The following is a 15,236-nucleotide window of genomic DNA, read 5'->3' as shown; positions in this document are numbered from 1 at the left end:
CGGGGAGGCCCGGGGGCGGCGGCGTCAGAGAGCGGCGACGATCTCCTCGACGCGTTGCCTGGCGTCGCCGAAGAGCATGCTGGTGTTGTGGCGGAAGAACAGGGGGTTCTGCACTCCGGCGTACCCCGTGGCCATCGACCGCTTGAAGACGACGACGTTGTCCGCCTCCCACACGCGCAGGACGGGCATCCCGGCGATGGGGCTGTCCGGGTCCTCGACGGCCGCGGGATTGACGGTGTCGTTGGCGCCGATGACGAGGACGACCGACGTGGTGGCGAAGTCGTCGTTGATCTCGTCCATCTCGAGGACGATGTCGTACGGCACCTTGGCCTCGGCGAGCAGCACGTTCATGTGCCCCGGCAGGCGACCGGCGACCGGGTGGATGCCGAACCGCACCTCGACGCCGCGCTCCCGCAGCCTGCGGGTGAGTTCGGCGACCGGGTACTGCGCCTGCGCGACCGCCATGCCGTACCCGGGGGTGATGACGACGGACTTGGCCTCCTTCAGCAGGCCGGCGGTGTCGACGGCGGTGATCTCCCTGTGCTCGCCGTAGTCGCGGTCGCCGGCGGGGCCCGCCTCGATGCCGAAACCCCCGGCGATCACGGAGATGAACGACCGGTTCATCGCCTGGCACATCACGTACGACAGGTAGGCACCGGACGAGCCGACGAGGGCGCCGGTGACGATCAGCAGGTTGTTGTCGAGCAGGAACCCGGACGCCGCGGCCGCCCAGCCCGAGTAGCTGTTCAGCATCGAGACGACGACGGGCATGTCCCCGCCGCCGATGGAGGCGACCAGGTGCCAGCCGAGCAGCAGCGCCACGACCGTCAGCGCGACGAGGATCCCGAGGTTGGGGGAGGCCACGAAGACCACGGTCAGGACCGCGAACGCCGCGAGCGCGGCGAGGTTCAGGGCGTTCTTGCCCGGCAGCATCATGGGCTTGGCGTCGATCCGGGCCGACAGCTTGAGGAACGCGACGACCGACCCGGTGAACGTGAGCGCCCCGATGAACACGCCGATGGAGACCTCGGCATGGTGGATGCCGAGCAGCGAGCCGGGGAGCCGGGTGCCGCCGACCTCGACCTCCAGGAAGCCGTTCCAGCCGACCATGACGGCGGCGAGGCCGACGAAGCTGTGCAGGATGGCGATCAGTTCCGGCATGGCGGTCATCTCGACGATCCGGGCCCGCCAGAGCCCGATGGCGCCGCCGATCGCCATGGCGGCCGCGAGCAGGATCACCGCGAGCGTTCCGCTGCCGTCGGCGGCGAGGACGACCGTCGCGGCCAGCGCGATGACCATGCCGGAGATGCCCGAGGCGACGCCGGAGCGGGCGGTCTCGTGCTTGGACAGGCCGGCGAGGCTGAGGATGAACAGGAGGGCGGCGACGATGTAGGCGGCCTGCGCGGCCGTGGCGAGGGTCACGGTCAGCTCCTCGTGAACATGCCGAGCATGCGACGGGTCACGGCGAAGCCGCCGACGATGTTGACGCTCGCCAGCAGGATGGCGACGAACGACAGGACGGCGACGACCGTGCCGCCCTGCCCGATCTGGAGCAGCGCGCCGACGACGATGATTCCGGAGATGGCGTTCGTGATCGACATCAGCGGCGTGTGCAGGGCGTGGTGCACGTTGCCGATGACGTAGTAGCCGATCACGATCGACAGGACGAAGACGGTGACGTGCTCGATCAGCGCGTTCGGCGAGAACGCGGTCAGGACGAACAGCGCGGCGGCGACGGCGGCGGTGACCAGGTGACGTCGTCGTCCTGGCGGGGACGGCGGTCTCCCGGCGGAGGACGGCGCCGTCCCCCGGTCCGCGGCTACGGGGGTGGGGGCGGGGGCCGCGCTCACCGGCACGGGCGGCGGCGGCCAGGTCTTCTCGCCGTCGCGGACGACGGTCATCGCGCGCTGCACGACGTCGTCGAAGTCCAGCACGAGCCGGCCGTCCTCGCCGGGGGTGAGCAGCTTCATCAGGTTGACGACGTTGGTGCCGTAGAGCTGCGAGGCCTGCGCCGGCAGCCGTCCCGCGAGGTCGGTGTAGCCGATGATGGTCACGCCGTTCTCGGTGACGACCGCCTCGCCGGGGCGGGTGCCTTCGACGTTGCCGCCCTGCGCGGCGGCCATGTCGACGACGACGCTGCCCGGGCGCATGCGCGCCACGTGCTCGGAGGTGAGCAGCCGGGGGGCGGGACGCCCGGGGATCAGGGCGGTGGTGATGACGATGTCCACGTCGGCGGCCTGCTCGGCGTACAGCTCGGCGGCGCGGCGGTCGTAGTCGCGCGAGGTCTGCCTGGCGTACCCGTCCGCGCTCGACTCCTGCGCGACCCCGACGTCGAGGAACTCCGCGCCCAGAGAGCGCACCTGCTCGGCGACCTCGGGACGGGGATCGGTCGCCCGTACGATCGCGCCCAAACTGGCCGCCGTGGCTATGGCCGCCAGCCCCGCCACGCCCGCGCCCGCCACCAGGACCTTGGCCGGAGGGACCTTCCCCGCCGCGGTCACCTGACCGGTGAAGAGCCGCCCGAACGCGTGCGCGGCCTCGATGACGGCGCGGTAGCCGGCGATGTTCGCCATCGAGCTCAGCACGTCGAGCGCCTGCGCGCGGGAGACGCGCGGCACGGCGTCCATCGCGAGGACGGTGATCGGCCGTCGTGCGAGCGCGTCCACCAGGTCGGCGTTGGCCGCCGGGCCGATCAGCGAGACGAGCGTGGCGCCCTCGCGCAGCGCCGTGATCTCGTCCGCCGCCGGGGCGTTCACCTTGAGCACGGCATCGGCGCTCCACGTCTCCTCGCGGTCGCCGATCCGCGCTCCGGCCCGGGCGTACGCGTCGTCGGTGAAGCCCGACCGCCGGCCGGCGCCCGATTCGACGACCACCTCGTAGCCGAGCGAGACCAGTTGCGGGACGGTGGCCGGGGTGGCCGCCACGCGTGTCTCGCCCGGCGCCGATTCGGCGACCACGCCCAGGCGTTGCGCTGAGTGACTCATCACGGTCCTTCCTGTCGGGCGGGTCGTCGGGTTGGCCGACCCTGCGGTGGCCGCCGTCCTCCGCTCACTCGTGGCTCGCGGTGGTACGGACGGCACGCCTCGCGCCGCCGTCCGGGCGGCGGTGAAAGGGATGCGATTCGATGCGACTGGCGAGGAAATTGTCCCGACTTCTCTGCCTGCGGATCAAGGCATGCCCGCCGGCGGTTCGTCGCCCGGTGATGCTTGGCCGGCATGGGCCGGGCCGTCATATGCGGATGCGGAGGTCCCGTCCTCCTTGCGAGGATGGCGACGTGGATCGACGACTGCTCAGCGCCATCGCTCATCGTGACCATCCGATCGCCGCGCCCGTCTCGGCGGCGTCCCTCGACCGGCTGCTGCGCCGGGCGGCGTTGCCGCAGGAGGCCCGCATCCTCGACCTGGGCTGCGGCGAGGGCGAGTGGTCGCTCCGGGCGCTCGAACTCCACCCGTCCGCGCGGGCCGACGGTGTCGACATCTCGCCGCACGCCGTGGCGTCCGCGAACGAGGCGGCCGTCAGGCGGGGGCTGGCCGACCGGCTGACGCTGCACACGATGTCCGCCGACGCCTTCACCGTCGCCCAGCCGTACGACCTGGGGCTGTGTGTGGGCTCGACGCACGCCTTCGGCGGGCTGACGGAGACGATGGAGGCTCTCGCCGGGTTCGTACGGCCCGGCGGCCTCGCGCTGGTGGGGGAGGGGTACTGGGAACGGCCTCCCGCTCCCGAGGTCCTCGAAGCGATCGGCGACTACCCGGATCTCGCGGGCACGGTGGAGGCCGCCGAGTCCAAGGGGTGGCTGACCGTCTACGCCCACGTGAGCGACCTGGCGGAGTGGGACGAGTACGAATGGTCGTGGACCGGCACGCTGGCGCGCTGGGCCGCGGACAACCCCGGCCCCGACGGTGACCGGGCGCTCGCCGTGATGCGGGAGCACCGCGACATGTGGCTCGGCGGCTACCGCAGTGCCCTCGGTTTCGTCACCCTGCTCCTGCGGCGTGTGTGAGCGCCGGCCTCAGTCGTCGATGCCGCGGTGCGGGTCCCTCAGGTACCGGCCGACTCTCGGCAGCCTGCGGGCCGTCTCGTCCCAGTCGTAGACGTCCCATTCCTCGCCCCCCGGCTGAGGTACGCATGACGGGTCGTGGCCGCGTGCCCGATAAGCCGCGTAGAGCCCGTCGGCGTCCTCACCGGTCGCCTGCTCCCATGCGGCGTCGGGCACGAATTCGAGCCACTCGAAGTCGGGCCACTCATCGTTGCTCCACGCCGAGCCGTCCAGGTGATCGGGCCGCCGTAACCATGCGCTCTGTTTACCCAGCAGGTGACGGATCGCGGGTAGTTCGACGAGGGCGTCGGGTTCGCGCGCGACCCGTTCGAAGGCGTCACGCCCCAGACCGACGAGCCACAGGCGGAAATACCGGAAGCCGTCGTCGCCGCCGTAGCCGAAAAGACCCAGCAAGGCGCCCCACATCAGCCAGGTGTAGGCCTTCTTCTCCGTCGCCGACAGCAGCTCCTTGAAATCGACGATCTCCTCCGGCCGGCGCTGTGCCAGCCGGTCCCGCAGCCATTCGAAGCGGGCCTGCTTCCGCTCGGTCTCCCGGGCGGACTGCTCGATCAGGCGCCAGAACTGGTCGATGTCCACGATGGCGATAGTGACACCGGGAGGTAGGTGCGGGCCGGGCCAATCCTGCGCGTGGGGAGGGCGGATGTCTCTGCGTACAGTAAGGGTGTGCTCATCCATCCCTGGGACTCCGCCGCCGACGAGGAGGCGCTGGCCTTCGTCCGCGCCAACGAGTTCGGTCACCTCATCGCGTCCGGGCGTGACCGTGACGTGCCGGTGATCGTGCCCACGCAGTTCCTCCTCGCCGACGCGTCCACGATCCTGCTGCACCTCGCCCGGCCGAACCCGGTCTGGTCCGCGATCGTGGAGAACCCGGCCGTGGTCATGTCGGTGGCCGGTGACTGGGCGTACGTCGAGGGGGGCTGGAAGGCGCTGCCGGGCACCGGCGAGGATCCCCGGCTCGGTATCCCCACCACGTACTACGCGGCCGTCCAGCTGGTCTGCCGCGCGGAGATCGTCGACGATCCCGACGGGAAACTCGGCATCCTGCGGGCCCAGCTCGCGCGTCTGGACCACGATCTCGCCGACCCCGCCGAGCACCACCGGAGCCTGCCGGGCATCCGCGGCCTCCGGCTGGCGGTCCAGAAGGTCAACGGCAAGTTCAAGTACGGCGGGAACGTGGACGAGGCCCACCGGCGGTACGTCGCGGAACGCCTCGCGGAGCGGGGCGCCCCCGGCGACCGCGCCGCCCGCGACCACCTGATGCGCCGGCTCGGCTGACCGGGCCAGGGTCCGGGGCCTTGCCGGGCCCGGGGCCTGCGGGGTCGCCCGGCGGGAGCGGTACGACCGTGCACCTCGGGGTGCGCGACTTGTCGCACCCGAGGTGTAGAAGTGTGACGTGGTTGCCGAGACGACGTGGGCGCAGGTGCTCTCCTGGAGGCTGAGACGGCAGTTCGTCGAGCCCGCGAGCGGTGACGACGCGGTGGCGATCGCGCGGCGTCTGTGCGGGGTGCAGGCCCAGGTCGCCTCGTCGGCGGCGCTGGCCGTCGCCGTGCGGCACGCGAGTCCGCGCCCCGGAGAAATCGAGGACGCCCTGTGGCGTGACCGCACGCTGGTCAAGACCTGGACGATGCGCGGCACGCTCCACCTCCTCCCCGCCGACGAGTTCCCCGCCTACCGCGCGGCCCTCGGGTCGCTGAGGTTCTGGGAGAAGGCCTCCTGGCAGCGTGGCCACGGAGTGTCCGCCGGGGAGATCGAGGCCGTCGTGGACGCCGTTCCACGTGCGTTGTCCGGCCGGGTGCTGACCCGGGAGGAGCTGGTCGAGGCGGTCATGGAGGTGACCGGGGACGTCCACCTCAGACAGGCCCTCACGTCCGGCTGGGGCGCGCTGCTCAAGCCGCTCAGCTTCCTGGGCGAGCTGTGCTACGGCCCGCCGCGGGACGGCAGGGTCACCTTCACCGCACCCGCCGGCTGGCTGCCGGGCGGGAGAGAGGCGCTTTCGGCGGAGGAAGGGGGAGTGCGGGTGCTCCGCGCCTTCCTCGGCGCCCACGGCCCGGCCACTCCCCGGATGTTCGACGCCTGGCTGTTCCGCGGCGCCACGCCGAAGGCCGTCCTGCGCGGCTGGTTCCGGGATCTGGAGCCCGAGCTGGCGCAGGTCGAGGTGGAGGGCATGCCCGCCGTGCTGCCCGCGGAGCTTCTGGACGACCTGCTGGCCTGCCCGCCGTCCGAGGACGTGCATCTGCTGCCCGGCTTCGACCAGTTCATCCTGGGTGCGCCGCGCGACCTGGAACCGCTCCTGCCGAAGGCCGCGCGGCCCAAGGTGAGCCGGACGGCCGGCTGGATCTCGCCCGTGGTCATCCACCGGAGCCGGGTGGCGGGCGTGTGGGAGGCCAAGGAGGGGCGTCCGGTCGTGGAGCTGTTCGAGCCGGTGCCGGAGCGTCTCTTGGCCGCGGAGACCGACCGCGTGGCGACGCTCCTCGACCGGCTCTAGAGGCACCTCGTCACCCGTGCCCGGCCCTGAGGGCCGGCACGCACCTCGTCACCCGTGCCCGACCTGCGGGCGGTGCGCACCACGTCACCCGTGCCCGGCCTTGCGGGCCGGCGCGTACCTCGCAGGCCCGCAGGGACGGGTGTGCTCGGGTCAGGTCACCTCCTTGCGGAGCACGCGGACCAGGCCGGCGGCCATGGGGAGGACGATCCAGAAGGCCGCCGACGCCGCGAGCCTGGCGCCCTCGCTCCAGGTCATGTCGCCGCTCACCAGGGGAGCGCAGGTGGTGTTGAGGTCGAGCCACTCGGCGAGCCCCGCGCCGACCGAGCCGAGCCTGCCGACGACGGCCCACAGGACCGGCGTCGACAGGCTGATCACGATCGCGGCGGGCGCGTTGAGGAGCAGCGCGCCGAGGGCGAGGCCCTGCGCGGCCACGAGCACGTTCACCCCCGTCCAGCCGAGCAGCCAGATCGGCTGCACCCCCCAATCGGCGGGAATGGTCCTGACCACGGCCACGACGGCCGTGATCGGCACCGCGACCAGCATGGCGAACAGCGAGAGCGCCACCGCCGCGAGCAGGGGCGGCAGGCTCTTGGCGGCGAGGACGCGATGGCGGCGCGGTTCGAGCACGAAGGTGGTCAGCGCCGTGCGGTGCGTCCACTCGCCGGTCATGGTGAGGATGGCGAGCACCGGGAGCAGAGTGCCCAGGGCGATCCCGGCGGTGCCCACCAGGGTCTGCGACTTCGGCCCGACGACGGCGCCGCGCGCGGCGATGGACGCGACCACCAGCGCGAGCATGACCATCGTGATGATCTTGCCGCTGCGGGTGTCGACGAGCTTGCGGGCTTCGACGAGGAGCAGTCTGCGGAAGGGGATCGGTGTGGTCGCGGTCATCGTGCCGTCCTTCGTGAGGGGGCTCGGCGCGGCCCCCGCGATGTCGTTCGGGTGACGCCCGGCGCGGCTCATGCGGCGCCCCGGCCCGCGTCGGTGCCGGGGAACGCGCCGGCGCCCGTGCTCCTCCGGTCCTCGTGCGCGGTCAGTTCGAGGAAGGTCTCTTCGAGGCCGCGGCCCCGGCTCAGCTCGTCGACCGTGCCCTGGGCGAGCACGCGGCCGCGGCCGATCATCACGATGCGGTCCGCCACCTGCTCCACCTCGTGCAGCAGGTGCGAACTGAGCAGCACGGCGCATCCGGCGTCCGCGAGGTCGCGCAGCAGGCGGCGCATCCAGTGGATGCCCTGGGGGTCGAGGCCGTTGGCGGGCTCGTCCAGGACGAGCACCTCGGGACCGCCGAGCAGGGCGTGCGCGATGCCGAGCCGCTGCCGCATCCCGAGTGAGTAGCCGCCGACCGTCCGCCGGCTCTCCCGCTCGGTCAGTCCCACCAGGTCGAGCACCTCGCCGACCCGCGTCCGCGGCAGCCCGAGGGTCATCGCGCCGAGCGTCAGCACCTCCCTGCCGGTGCGGCCCGGATGCCGCGCCCCGGCGTCGAGGAGGGTGCCGACCCGCAGGGCCGGGCCGGCCATCTCGGCGTACGGCAGGCCGAGCACGGTCGCCGAACCGGACGAGGGGCGGGCGAGCCCCACCAGGATGCGCAGGGCCGTCGACTTCCCGGCGCCGTTGGGCCCGAGAAAGCCGGTGACGCTTCCGGCCCCTACGGTGAAGGACACGTCGTCGAGCGCCGTCACCGTTCCGTAGATCTTGCTGACATGGTTGAACTCGATCACGCCGTTCAGTCCACCGCGAGGGCGGACGCCGCCGCATCGGACCGGGGTCCGCCGCGATCGGACGCGGGGCCGTACCTTCCGCCCGCGGGCGATACCTGCGGCTGTCCACAGGTCGACCCAGGTCGCTAAGACCTGTCCGCGGTGGTCCCTAAGCTGTGGGGCTGTGCACGGCCGACCGGACTACCAGCCGCCTCTGGACAGGCGGGGCGTCGCGCTGCGCTACCTGTGCGCCGCGGTGCCGATGCTGTTCAACGGTGTGGTGCTGGCCTGGCTCGTCCTGCACGACGGCGACCGTCTCCCGCAGGTGCTGATCGACACGACGCTCGGCCTGATCGGGCTCGCCCTGATGGGGTGGCGGCGCCGGTGGCCGTGGCAGATCGCGCTGGCGACCGCCCTGCTGACGACGTTCTCGTCCACGGCGACCGGCCCCGCGTATGTCGCGTACGTGTCCCTGGTGACCCATCGCCGGTGGAGCCGGACCATCCCGGTCGCGGTCGTGTCCGCGGCGTGCCTGCTGGCCGGCGGGGCACGGGGCGGCGTGGACCAGGCGACGGTCGTCTCCTCGGTGACGGGGCTGACGATTCTCGGCGGGCTGACCGTGTTCGGCCTCTATCTGCGGGGACGCCGCGACCTGGAGATGTCCCTGCGGGAGCAGGCGTGGGCCGCCGAGCGTGAGCAGCGCCAGCGGCTCGACCGGGCGCGGCTGGCGGAACGGGTGAAGATCGCCCAGGAGATGCACGACGTGCTCGCGCACCGGATCTCCCTGCTGGCCATGCTGGCCGGCGGCCTGGCGTACCGCACGGACCTCGGCCCCGAGCAGACCCGGGAGGCCGCGCTGGCCATCCAGGAGAACGCGCACCAGTCGCTCAACGAGTTGCGCGCGGTGCTGCGCACGCTCCGCGAGGACGGGGCCGTGGAGGCGCCGCAGCCCGATCTGACCCAGCTGGACGCGTTGTTCGGCGAGGTCCGCGCCGCCGGGCAGCAGGTCGAGGTGGACGACAGCATCGACGGCCGGGAGTCGCTGCCCGCGCAGACGGGCCGGCACGCGTACCGGATCGTGCAGGAGGCGCTGACCAACGCGCGTAAGCACGCGCCGGGCGCCCGGGTCACCGCCGAGCTCGGCGGACGGCCGGGGGAGGACCTGCGGATCCGGGTGACGAACCCCGCGCGCCCCGGCTCGGCCCCCGGTCCGGGCGGCAGGCTGGGCCTGGTGGGCCTGGCGGAGCGGACGAGGATGGCCGGCGGCACCCTCAGCCATACCATCCAGGACGGGCGCTTCATCCTTGATGTCCGATTGCCATGGGAGGCTGTGGACCGTGACCCGGCTGGTGATAGTGGATGACGACGCGATGGTGCGGACCGGGCTGCGTCTCATCCTCGGCGGCGAACCCGACTTCGACATCGCCGGCGAGGCCGAAGACGGGCTGCGCGCCATGGACCTGATCCGCGACCTGCGCCCCGACGTGGTGCTGCTGGACATCCGGATGCCCAACCAGGACGGGCTGGTCACCACCGAGCTGTTGCGGGCGCAGCCGAGCCCGCCGCGGATCCTCGTGCTCACCACGTTCGACGCCGACGACATGGTGCTGCGGGCCCTGCGGCTCGGCGCCGACGGCTTCCTGCTGAAGGACACCCCGCCGCCGCGGATGATCGAGGCGGTCCGCGCCGTGGCGAAGGGCGAGCCCGTGCTGTCGCCGAGCGTCGCCCGCCAGGTGATCGCCGCGGCGACCGGCGGATCCGGGCCGTCCCTCCCGCGGGCGAAGGAGGAGCTGGCCCGGCTCACCGAGCGGGAGCTCGAGGTCGCGGTCGAGGTGGCGCACGGCAGGTCGAACGCGGAGATCGCCGGGCGTCTCTACATGAGCGTCGCCACCGTGAAGGCGAACGTCACCAGGATCTTCGCCAAGCTCGGCACCGACAACCGGGTCCAGGTGGCGATGAAGGTGCGCGACGCCGGTCTCCTGTGAGCGCCGCTCCCCGGACGCCGAAGGTTCTGCCTCGTAGGTCCGTGTGTCCCGATGGGCGGACTGCCGCCGCGCTCTGAGCACCCCTCTGAGCACCCCTCGCGGAGCTGACGCCTGGACGATTTCGCGTGCCGTCAGGACGGGCGCCGGGGTGGCTCGACGCGGTCGGTGAGGTCCTCGTCCAGCATCCGCCCATCCGTGGAGACGAAATCTTCATTCAAGTGAGGAAAGTAGTAACGAAAGAATACTTCCCGAGTCAGCTCGCCCCGGGTGCGTACGCCGACCTTCTTGAAGATCTTCTGTAAGTATTCCTGAATCGTGTATTCGGACAAGTATGCGCGTCGTGCCATTTCTCTCGTCGAATGACCGAGGAGCACCATCTGCACGAGAGACCGCTCGCGCTCGGTGAGTCCGTAGGCGGCGAGCACCAGGGGGGCCAGGTCGCCCGGCTGTGCCGGCCTGACGGAGACGACGGTCACAGGCTCACCCGCGTGATCGTGCCGCCATGCCTCCAGGTGCAGCCAAGTCCCATCCGTGGTCCGCGTGCGGGCGTGCGCGGCCCCGCCGCCGGTCGCGGCCTTGACCGCGACGGTGATCAATGTATAGGGCGTGCCGTGCGAAGAGGCGCGGTGGTTCTCGGCGATGTGTCCGAGCCATCGCCGCGCGGTCTTGGAGGCCCCCACGATCTCGTAGTCGGCGTTGAGGATGACGCTGCCCGGCGCGCCGTGCGCGGCCTCAATGTCGATCCCCGTCAGCAGCAGCGACCTCTTCAGCGCGGCCGCAGTGGGCGCGGACACGAGGGCGGCGGCGGCCGAGTCGTCGGTGGTGAAGTGGCGTGCGTCGGTGCCGCGGCAGAGGACCAGGACACCCCAGGTGCGCTGTTCGTCGCGAAGCAGGACGCGTAGTTCGTCGCCGTACCCCGCAGGGAGAAGCACGTCGCGATAGCGACTGCTCGTGTGCATACGGCCCTGCGCGGAGGCGCTGAGAACGGCGACGGGTGAGGCCCGGAGAGCAAGGTCGCGGATGTTGTCGTAGTCGCGCTCGCAGTGCTCGATCTCCAGCAGTCTCGGCATCAGGTGCGCCGGGAATCCCTGCCGGTGCTCCCCGCCCGTGTCCAGGAAGGTCGAGGGATCCAGTAGCACGGCGCACCAGCAGTCGGCGGGCACGGCCGCCAGCAGGGTCTGTGCCGCGTGATTGAGCACGTCGATGGGAGGGAGGCCCGGCGAAAAACCGGCGTCGAGTTCCCGGAGGAGCAGATGAGGAGACCACTTCCTGTACATATTCTGACGCTCCTGACAATCCCAGAATTCTGGGGTAGACCCTTTCGTGCGGCGCGGAGAGCATACCTTCAACATTCAACCTCTTCCATATGTCGAAAACTGGACAAATCTAGACTTATGCATAATGAGTCCCCAGAAAGGCGCTTAGGCAACATTTTTCCCGGAGCCGGCCGCAAATGAGGAGACAAGGGTGGGTGACACCTTCGAGCGAGCCTGGTCGCAGGTACGGGTGCAGGTGATGATCTACTGCCGGCGGGCGACCCGGTCCGAGTTCGAGGCCGAGGAGCTCTACCAGACGACGGCGGTGAGGGCGTGGCGAGGTCATGCCACTTTTCGCGGTGACTCGTCCTACATGACTTGGGTCATGACCATCGCCGGACGCGAGGGTGCCCGGCAGGCCGCAGCCCGGCAGCGGGTCGCGACACGGGAGGCGACGCTCCCGGATGAGGTCGCGGAGCCCGCCCCCGAAACCGTGCGGGACGGCGCCTGGCTTGCCGTCGTCGTCGAGGAGGCCTGGCGGGCAGGGTGGCTGGGCGACCTGGAACGCGAGGTGGTCAGGCTCCGTTTGGACCGCTCCGAACGCATGACCTGGCAGGAGGTGTCCCGGTGTACCGGCGCCTCCGCTGCTGCGTGCGCCACCGCCCACTGCCGGGCCGTGCCGAAACTACGGGTCTATCTGTTCACGCACCGCGCCGATCTGATCGGCGGACCGCACGTGCTGCGCGAGGCATTCGACCGCACCCGCGACTTGACGGCCACGGAGTCGGAGGTCTTCACACGCATCGTGCTCAACCACGAGGTGGCGTACCGGCCGCGGGGCGCGCAAAGCCTGCTCAGGTCTGCCTGCGCGAAGGTCGCCCGTCGAATCGTGCCCCAAACGGTGGACTGAGCCGGTAAAGAACGCCGCCGGACCGGGTCTACAGAGATGCAAGGAACTCACCGAGGCTGGGAAGAGGTAATGATCGACTTCGATCCGTTCCCCGGCGACGTCCCGGGGGATCTTCCACCGTCGCCGCCCGACAGCGGGATCGACGTCCCGGCTCACCTGGATGTGCTCCCGGACGGGCGCGAGACGCTGGTGATCGGGGACGTCGCCGGGCTCGCCGAGCTCGCCCACCGGCAGGGCGAGGTTCCCGAGTTCCAGGGCACGTGCGGCATCTGCTCATGCGAGGGCGTGCTGCGCCGCTTCGGGGTCGAGGTTTCCGAGCGGGATCTGGTCGAACACGCGGTGACCAACGGTCTCTGCGAGGTCACCGGCAACCCGGATACTTCGGGTGCCACGACCATGGAGGGTCAGGCACGGATCCTCGGAGACTTCGGAGTGCCGGCTCACGTGGAGTACGGCCACTCGCTGGAGGATCTGGCCGCGAACGTCGAGCACGGCCGGGGCATCATCATCGCGGCGAACGCCGGTGAGCTCTGGCAGGACCCGGACTCCTGGGAGGGCGGCAGGCCGAACCACGCAGTGACGGTGACAGGGGTGGCCCGCGATCCGTCGGACGGATCCGTCGAAGGCTTCTTCGTCAACGACAGCGGAACCGGTGAGGCCGGAAAGTTCGTGGACGCCGCCACGATGGAAGCCGCCTGGCTGCAGGCGGGCGGCAGGAGCGTGGTGACCGACGTGACGAGCCCGGTCGGGCCCCGGTAACCGAGCGGAGAGATGACCATGGCAACAGCAGTTGGATTCATTCCCTACGCGACCATCCAGGAGGAGTTCTCCCAGCACGCACTGCGATCCGCGGAGGTACCCGTGGAGCACTACGTCTCCGCCCCGCTTCCGACCCTGCGCTGGGGGACGCCCGCCTACGCGGTCTTCATCTGCCCCGCCGCCCGGGTACGCGGGATGCCGCCGCGCCTGGACGCACCCGACCGCTGGTGGGCGATCTCGGCCGAGAGCCGCAGGTCCCTCGTTTACGCCCTGACGAAGGCGGTGCCGTACACGCCGGAGCCGCTCACGGGTCCGGTCGTGCTGAGCCCCACGGGACGCTCGCTCGCGGCGCTCAAGGAGGACGCCCGGGTGCTCGGCGAACTACTCGACGAGGCGGTTCCCGGGTTCTTCCGGGGTGAGGCCGTGGCGGCCGAACTGCGCGAAGACCTCGCCGCGCAGCTCCGGGCGGTGCTGCCGGGAGAGGTGTGGCCCTGGCATCGGGCGCTCACCCCAGATCTGTTCGCCTGGCTGGAAGGAGCCGACCATGCCTGACGGGACAGGGGCCATCCTCGCCGAAATCGAGGCGCTCGCCAAGGAACACGAGTGGCGGGCCACCACGGCCTACCTGGCGGCCCTGCCCAGCGACGCCGACCCGGCGCTGCTCGTGCTGCCCTCGGCGGGCACCGACGCCGGTCCGCTCTCGCGTCGGCTGCGCGAGGCGATCTCCCCGCCCGACGCCACGGTGACCATCCGGGAGTTGGAGTCCCTCAACGCGGATCCCGTTCCCGCTCTGGCCGCCAACCGTGTCGTCGTCGCGTTGCAGTGCGGCCAGCTCCTCACCTCCGAGGCGGTCGAGGCCGCCGCGCTGGTCCTGGGACGCCCCGCCGGCACGTACGCCGTCGTACTGGTGGGCGCCGAGATCATTCACAGCGAGGAAGACCTGGACATCGCCCTGCGCGGCGTCTCCAGGCTGCTGTTCGGCGACAGCGGCGACGACCACTGCTTCCTGTTCACGTCCACCACTCCGGTGCCGTTCCTGGCCGAACGGGTGGCGCGGGACCAGGACGGTCTGACCGCATGGCTCACCGCCGGTGTGCCCGCCCTCGGCGCACTGCGCGTCGTACGGGCGAACTACGCACTCGACCTGGCGGAACAGGACGCGGGGGCGCACCGCGAGGCCGACCGGCCGGACGGCGACCGGACCGGCCGCCGCCTGCGAATCGTCCGCGAAGCGGTAGCCGAGCTGCGTGGCAGGCTGCTGAAGCGCGTGGACGCCGACCTCGCCACCGTCGAGCGTCAGATCGTCGCCTCGTTGCAGATGCTGGAGCAGGACCTGCTCGGCGGCATCGCCGCGTACCTGGCGGGGCACCGGCAGGAGCTGGCCCAGCGGCCTGCCGCTGTGGTGGAACGTTACATCGAACACGGAGTGCGAGACTGGCGCGACCGGGTAGTAGCCACGGTCGCCGGAAGAATCGAGCAGATCGACCGGGGTACGCAGACCCTCTTCCAGGACCTCGACTGGAACCTGGTCAACGAGCGGGTGCCTCGTGCGGACGGGCGCCCCTATCCCGACGTCATCGTGGACCGGGTTCGCTTCCGTATCCAGTTGAGCCATGACCAGATGGAGACGGTGCGCAGGTCCGGCACTTCCGGACGGCCACAGGGCGGTCGTTCGCCTGAGATGCCGACCACCCTTGTCGGGGGTGTGCTCGGCGTCACCGTGGCCCTGACCATCGGTACCGGCGGTCTGGGCACAGCGGTGGCGGCCGCACTCGGAGCGACCGGGGGAAACCTGGTCGGCCGGTATCTGCTCGGCGGCCAGGCCGAGCGGGAGGCCGCCGACTACGCCGGGGACCTCATCACCCGTGGCCTCGCCTCCGTGCAGCACGCGGTGCACGAGCAGATGCGCGGCGCCGCGGACGCCGTCCGGACCGCCGTTCGGGAGGAGTTCGACGCGCTGGAGCGAGGGCTCACCGATGTGGCGCCGCGCTCCGGGTCGCGAGAGGCGGCCTCGTCCTCCGCGCTCGGCTCCATCACCGGGCTCCGCCGCCGTCTGGACGCCGCCCACCTGTAAGCAGCGGACT

General features: G+C 71.3%; 15 protein-coding genes. 9 read left to right on the top strand and 6 right to left on the bottom strand.

The window, feature by feature from the left end:
* Nucleotides 1–24: 24 nt before the first annotated feature.
* On the bottom strand, nt 25–1,422 hold the full coding sequence (pntB, locus tag HHX41_RS17430) for a Re/Si-specific NAD(P)(+) transhydrogenase subunit beta (protein ID WP_182906781.1): 1,398 nt from the start codon (nt 1,420–1,422) through the stop codon (nt 25–27).
* Between the two features lie 2 nt (nt 1,423–1,424).
* The gene (locus tag HHX41_RS17425; protein WP_182906780.1) at nt 1,425–2,984 is read right to left on the bottom strand and encodes a Re/Si-specific NAD(P)(+) transhydrogenase subunit alpha; all 1,560 of its coding nucleotides are present in this window, start codon (nt 2,982–2,984) and stop codon (nt 1,425–1,427) included.
* Nucleotides 2,985–3,274: 290 nt separating this feature from the next.
* Here HHX41_RS17425 and HHX41_RS17420 point away from each other — a divergent pair, with 290 nt between their 5' ends.
* Nucleotides 3,275–4,003: a cyclopropane-fatty-acyl-phospholipid synthase family protein gene (locus HHX41_RS17420; RefSeq protein ID WP_182906779.1), complete on the top strand. Its 729-nt coding sequence runs from the start codon at nt 3,275–3,277 to the stop codon at nt 4,001–4,003.
* Nucleotides 4,004–4,012: 9 nt separating this feature from the next.
* On the opposite strand, the gene HHX41_RS17415 is transcribed toward HHX41_RS17420, so the two are convergent.
* Nucleotides 4,013–4,636 (bottom strand): DUF4240 domain-containing protein, encoded by a 624-nt coding sequence (locus tag HHX41_RS17415; RefSeq protein WP_182906778.1) that lies wholly within the window; start codon nt 4,634–4,636, stop codon nt 4,013–4,015.
* An 87-nt stretch (nt 4,637–4,723) separates the two neighbouring features.
* On the opposite strand from HHX41_RS17415, the gene HHX41_RS17410 reads away from it, so the two are divergent.
* On the top strand, nt 4,724–5,335 hold the full coding sequence (locus tag HHX41_RS17410) for an FMN-binding negative transcriptional regulator (RefSeq protein ID WP_182906777.1): 612 nt from the start codon (nt 4,724–4,726) through the stop codon (nt 5,333–5,335).
* Nucleotides 5,336–5,453: 118 nt separating this feature from the next.
* Complete coding sequence (locus tag HHX41_RS17405; RefSeq protein WP_182906776.1) at nt 5,454–6,545, top strand: winged helix DNA-binding domain-containing protein; 1,092 nt, start codon at nt 5,454–5,456, stop codon at nt 6,543–6,545.
* A 150-nt stretch (nt 6,546–6,695) separates the two neighbouring features.
* On the opposite strand, the gene HHX41_RS17400 is transcribed toward HHX41_RS17405, so the two are convergent.
* Both HHX41_RS17400 and HHX41_RS17395 read right to left on the bottom strand, forming a co-directional pair.
* Complete coding sequence (locus HHX41_RS17400) at nt 6,696–7,436, bottom strand: ABC transporter permease (protein ID WP_182906775.1); 741 nt, start codon at nt 7,434–7,436, stop codon at nt 6,696–6,698.
* Between the two features lie 68 nt (nt 7,437–7,504).
* Entirely contained in the window at nt 7,505–8,263 is a 759-nt protein-coding gene (locus HHX41_RS17395; protein ID WP_182906774.1) for an ABC transporter ATP-binding protein, read from the bottom strand.
* A gap of 163 nt (nt 8,264–8,426) precedes the next feature.
* On the opposite strand from HHX41_RS17395, the gene HHX41_RS41820 reads away from it, so the two are divergent.
* Together HHX41_RS41820 and HHX41_RS17385 are read left to right on the top strand one after the other, a co-directional pair.
* On the top strand, nt 8,427–9,605 hold the full coding sequence (locus tag HHX41_RS41820) for a histidine kinase (protein ID WP_182906773.1): 1,179 nt from the start codon (nt 8,427–8,429) through the stop codon (nt 9,603–9,605).
* The gene (locus tag HHX41_RS17385) at nt 9,580–10,227 is read left to right on the top strand and encodes a response regulator transcription factor (protein ID WP_310742033.1); all 648 of its coding nucleotides are present in this window, start codon (nt 9,580–9,582) and stop codon (nt 10,225–10,227) included. Before HHX41_RS41820 ends, HHX41_RS17385 begins: the two co-directional genes overlap by 26 nt.
* Before the next feature lie 131 nt (nt 10,228–10,358).
* Here HHX41_RS17385 and HHX41_RS17380 read toward each other — a convergent pair whose 3' ends face one another.
* Nucleotides 10,359–11,579 (bottom strand): LuxR C-terminal-related transcriptional regulator, encoded by a 1,221-nt coding sequence (locus HHX41_RS17380; RefSeq protein ID WP_182906771.1) that lies wholly within the window; start codon nt 11,577–11,579, stop codon nt 10,359–10,361.
* Nucleotides 11,580–11,694: 115 nt separating this feature from the next.
* Between HHX41_RS17380 and HHX41_RS17375 the strand changes: the two genes are divergently transcribed.
* From HHX41_RS17375 to HHX41_RS17360, 4 genes are all read left to right on the top strand, one after another.
* Nucleotides 11,695–12,393, top strand: a complete 699-nt coding sequence (locus HHX41_RS17375) for an RNA polymerase sigma factor (protein WP_182906770.1) — start codon at nt 11,695–11,697, stop codon at nt 12,391–12,393.
* Nucleotides 12,394–12,462: 69 nt separating this feature from the next.
* Nucleotides 12,463–13,152: a C39 family peptidase gene (locus HHX41_RS17370; RefSeq protein WP_182906769.1), complete on the top strand. Its 690-nt coding sequence runs from the start codon at nt 12,463–12,465 to the stop codon at nt 13,150–13,152.
* Between the two features lie 18 nt (nt 13,153–13,170).
* Nucleotides 13,171–13,704 carry a hypothetical protein gene (locus tag HHX41_RS17365; RefSeq protein WP_182906768.1) on the top strand — a complete coding sequence of 178 codons (534 nt, stop codon included), beginning with the start codon at nt 13,171–13,173 and terminating at the stop codon, nt 13,702–13,704.
* Nucleotides 13,697–15,226 (top strand): hypothetical protein, encoded by a 1,530-nt coding sequence (locus tag HHX41_RS17360; protein WP_182906767.1) that lies wholly within the window; start codon nt 13,697–13,699, stop codon nt 15,224–15,226. Before HHX41_RS17365 ends, HHX41_RS17360 begins: the two co-directional genes overlap by 8 nt.
* Nucleotides 15,227–15,236 lie beyond the last annotated feature (10 nt).

It is taken from the genome of Microbispora sp. H13382, assembly GCF_014161445.1.
Classification (GTDB): domain Bacteria; phylum Actinomycetota; class Actinomycetes; order Streptosporangiales; family Streptosporangiaceae; genus Microbispora.
This window is presented reverse-complemented; position numbering and strand designations above follow the sequence as displayed.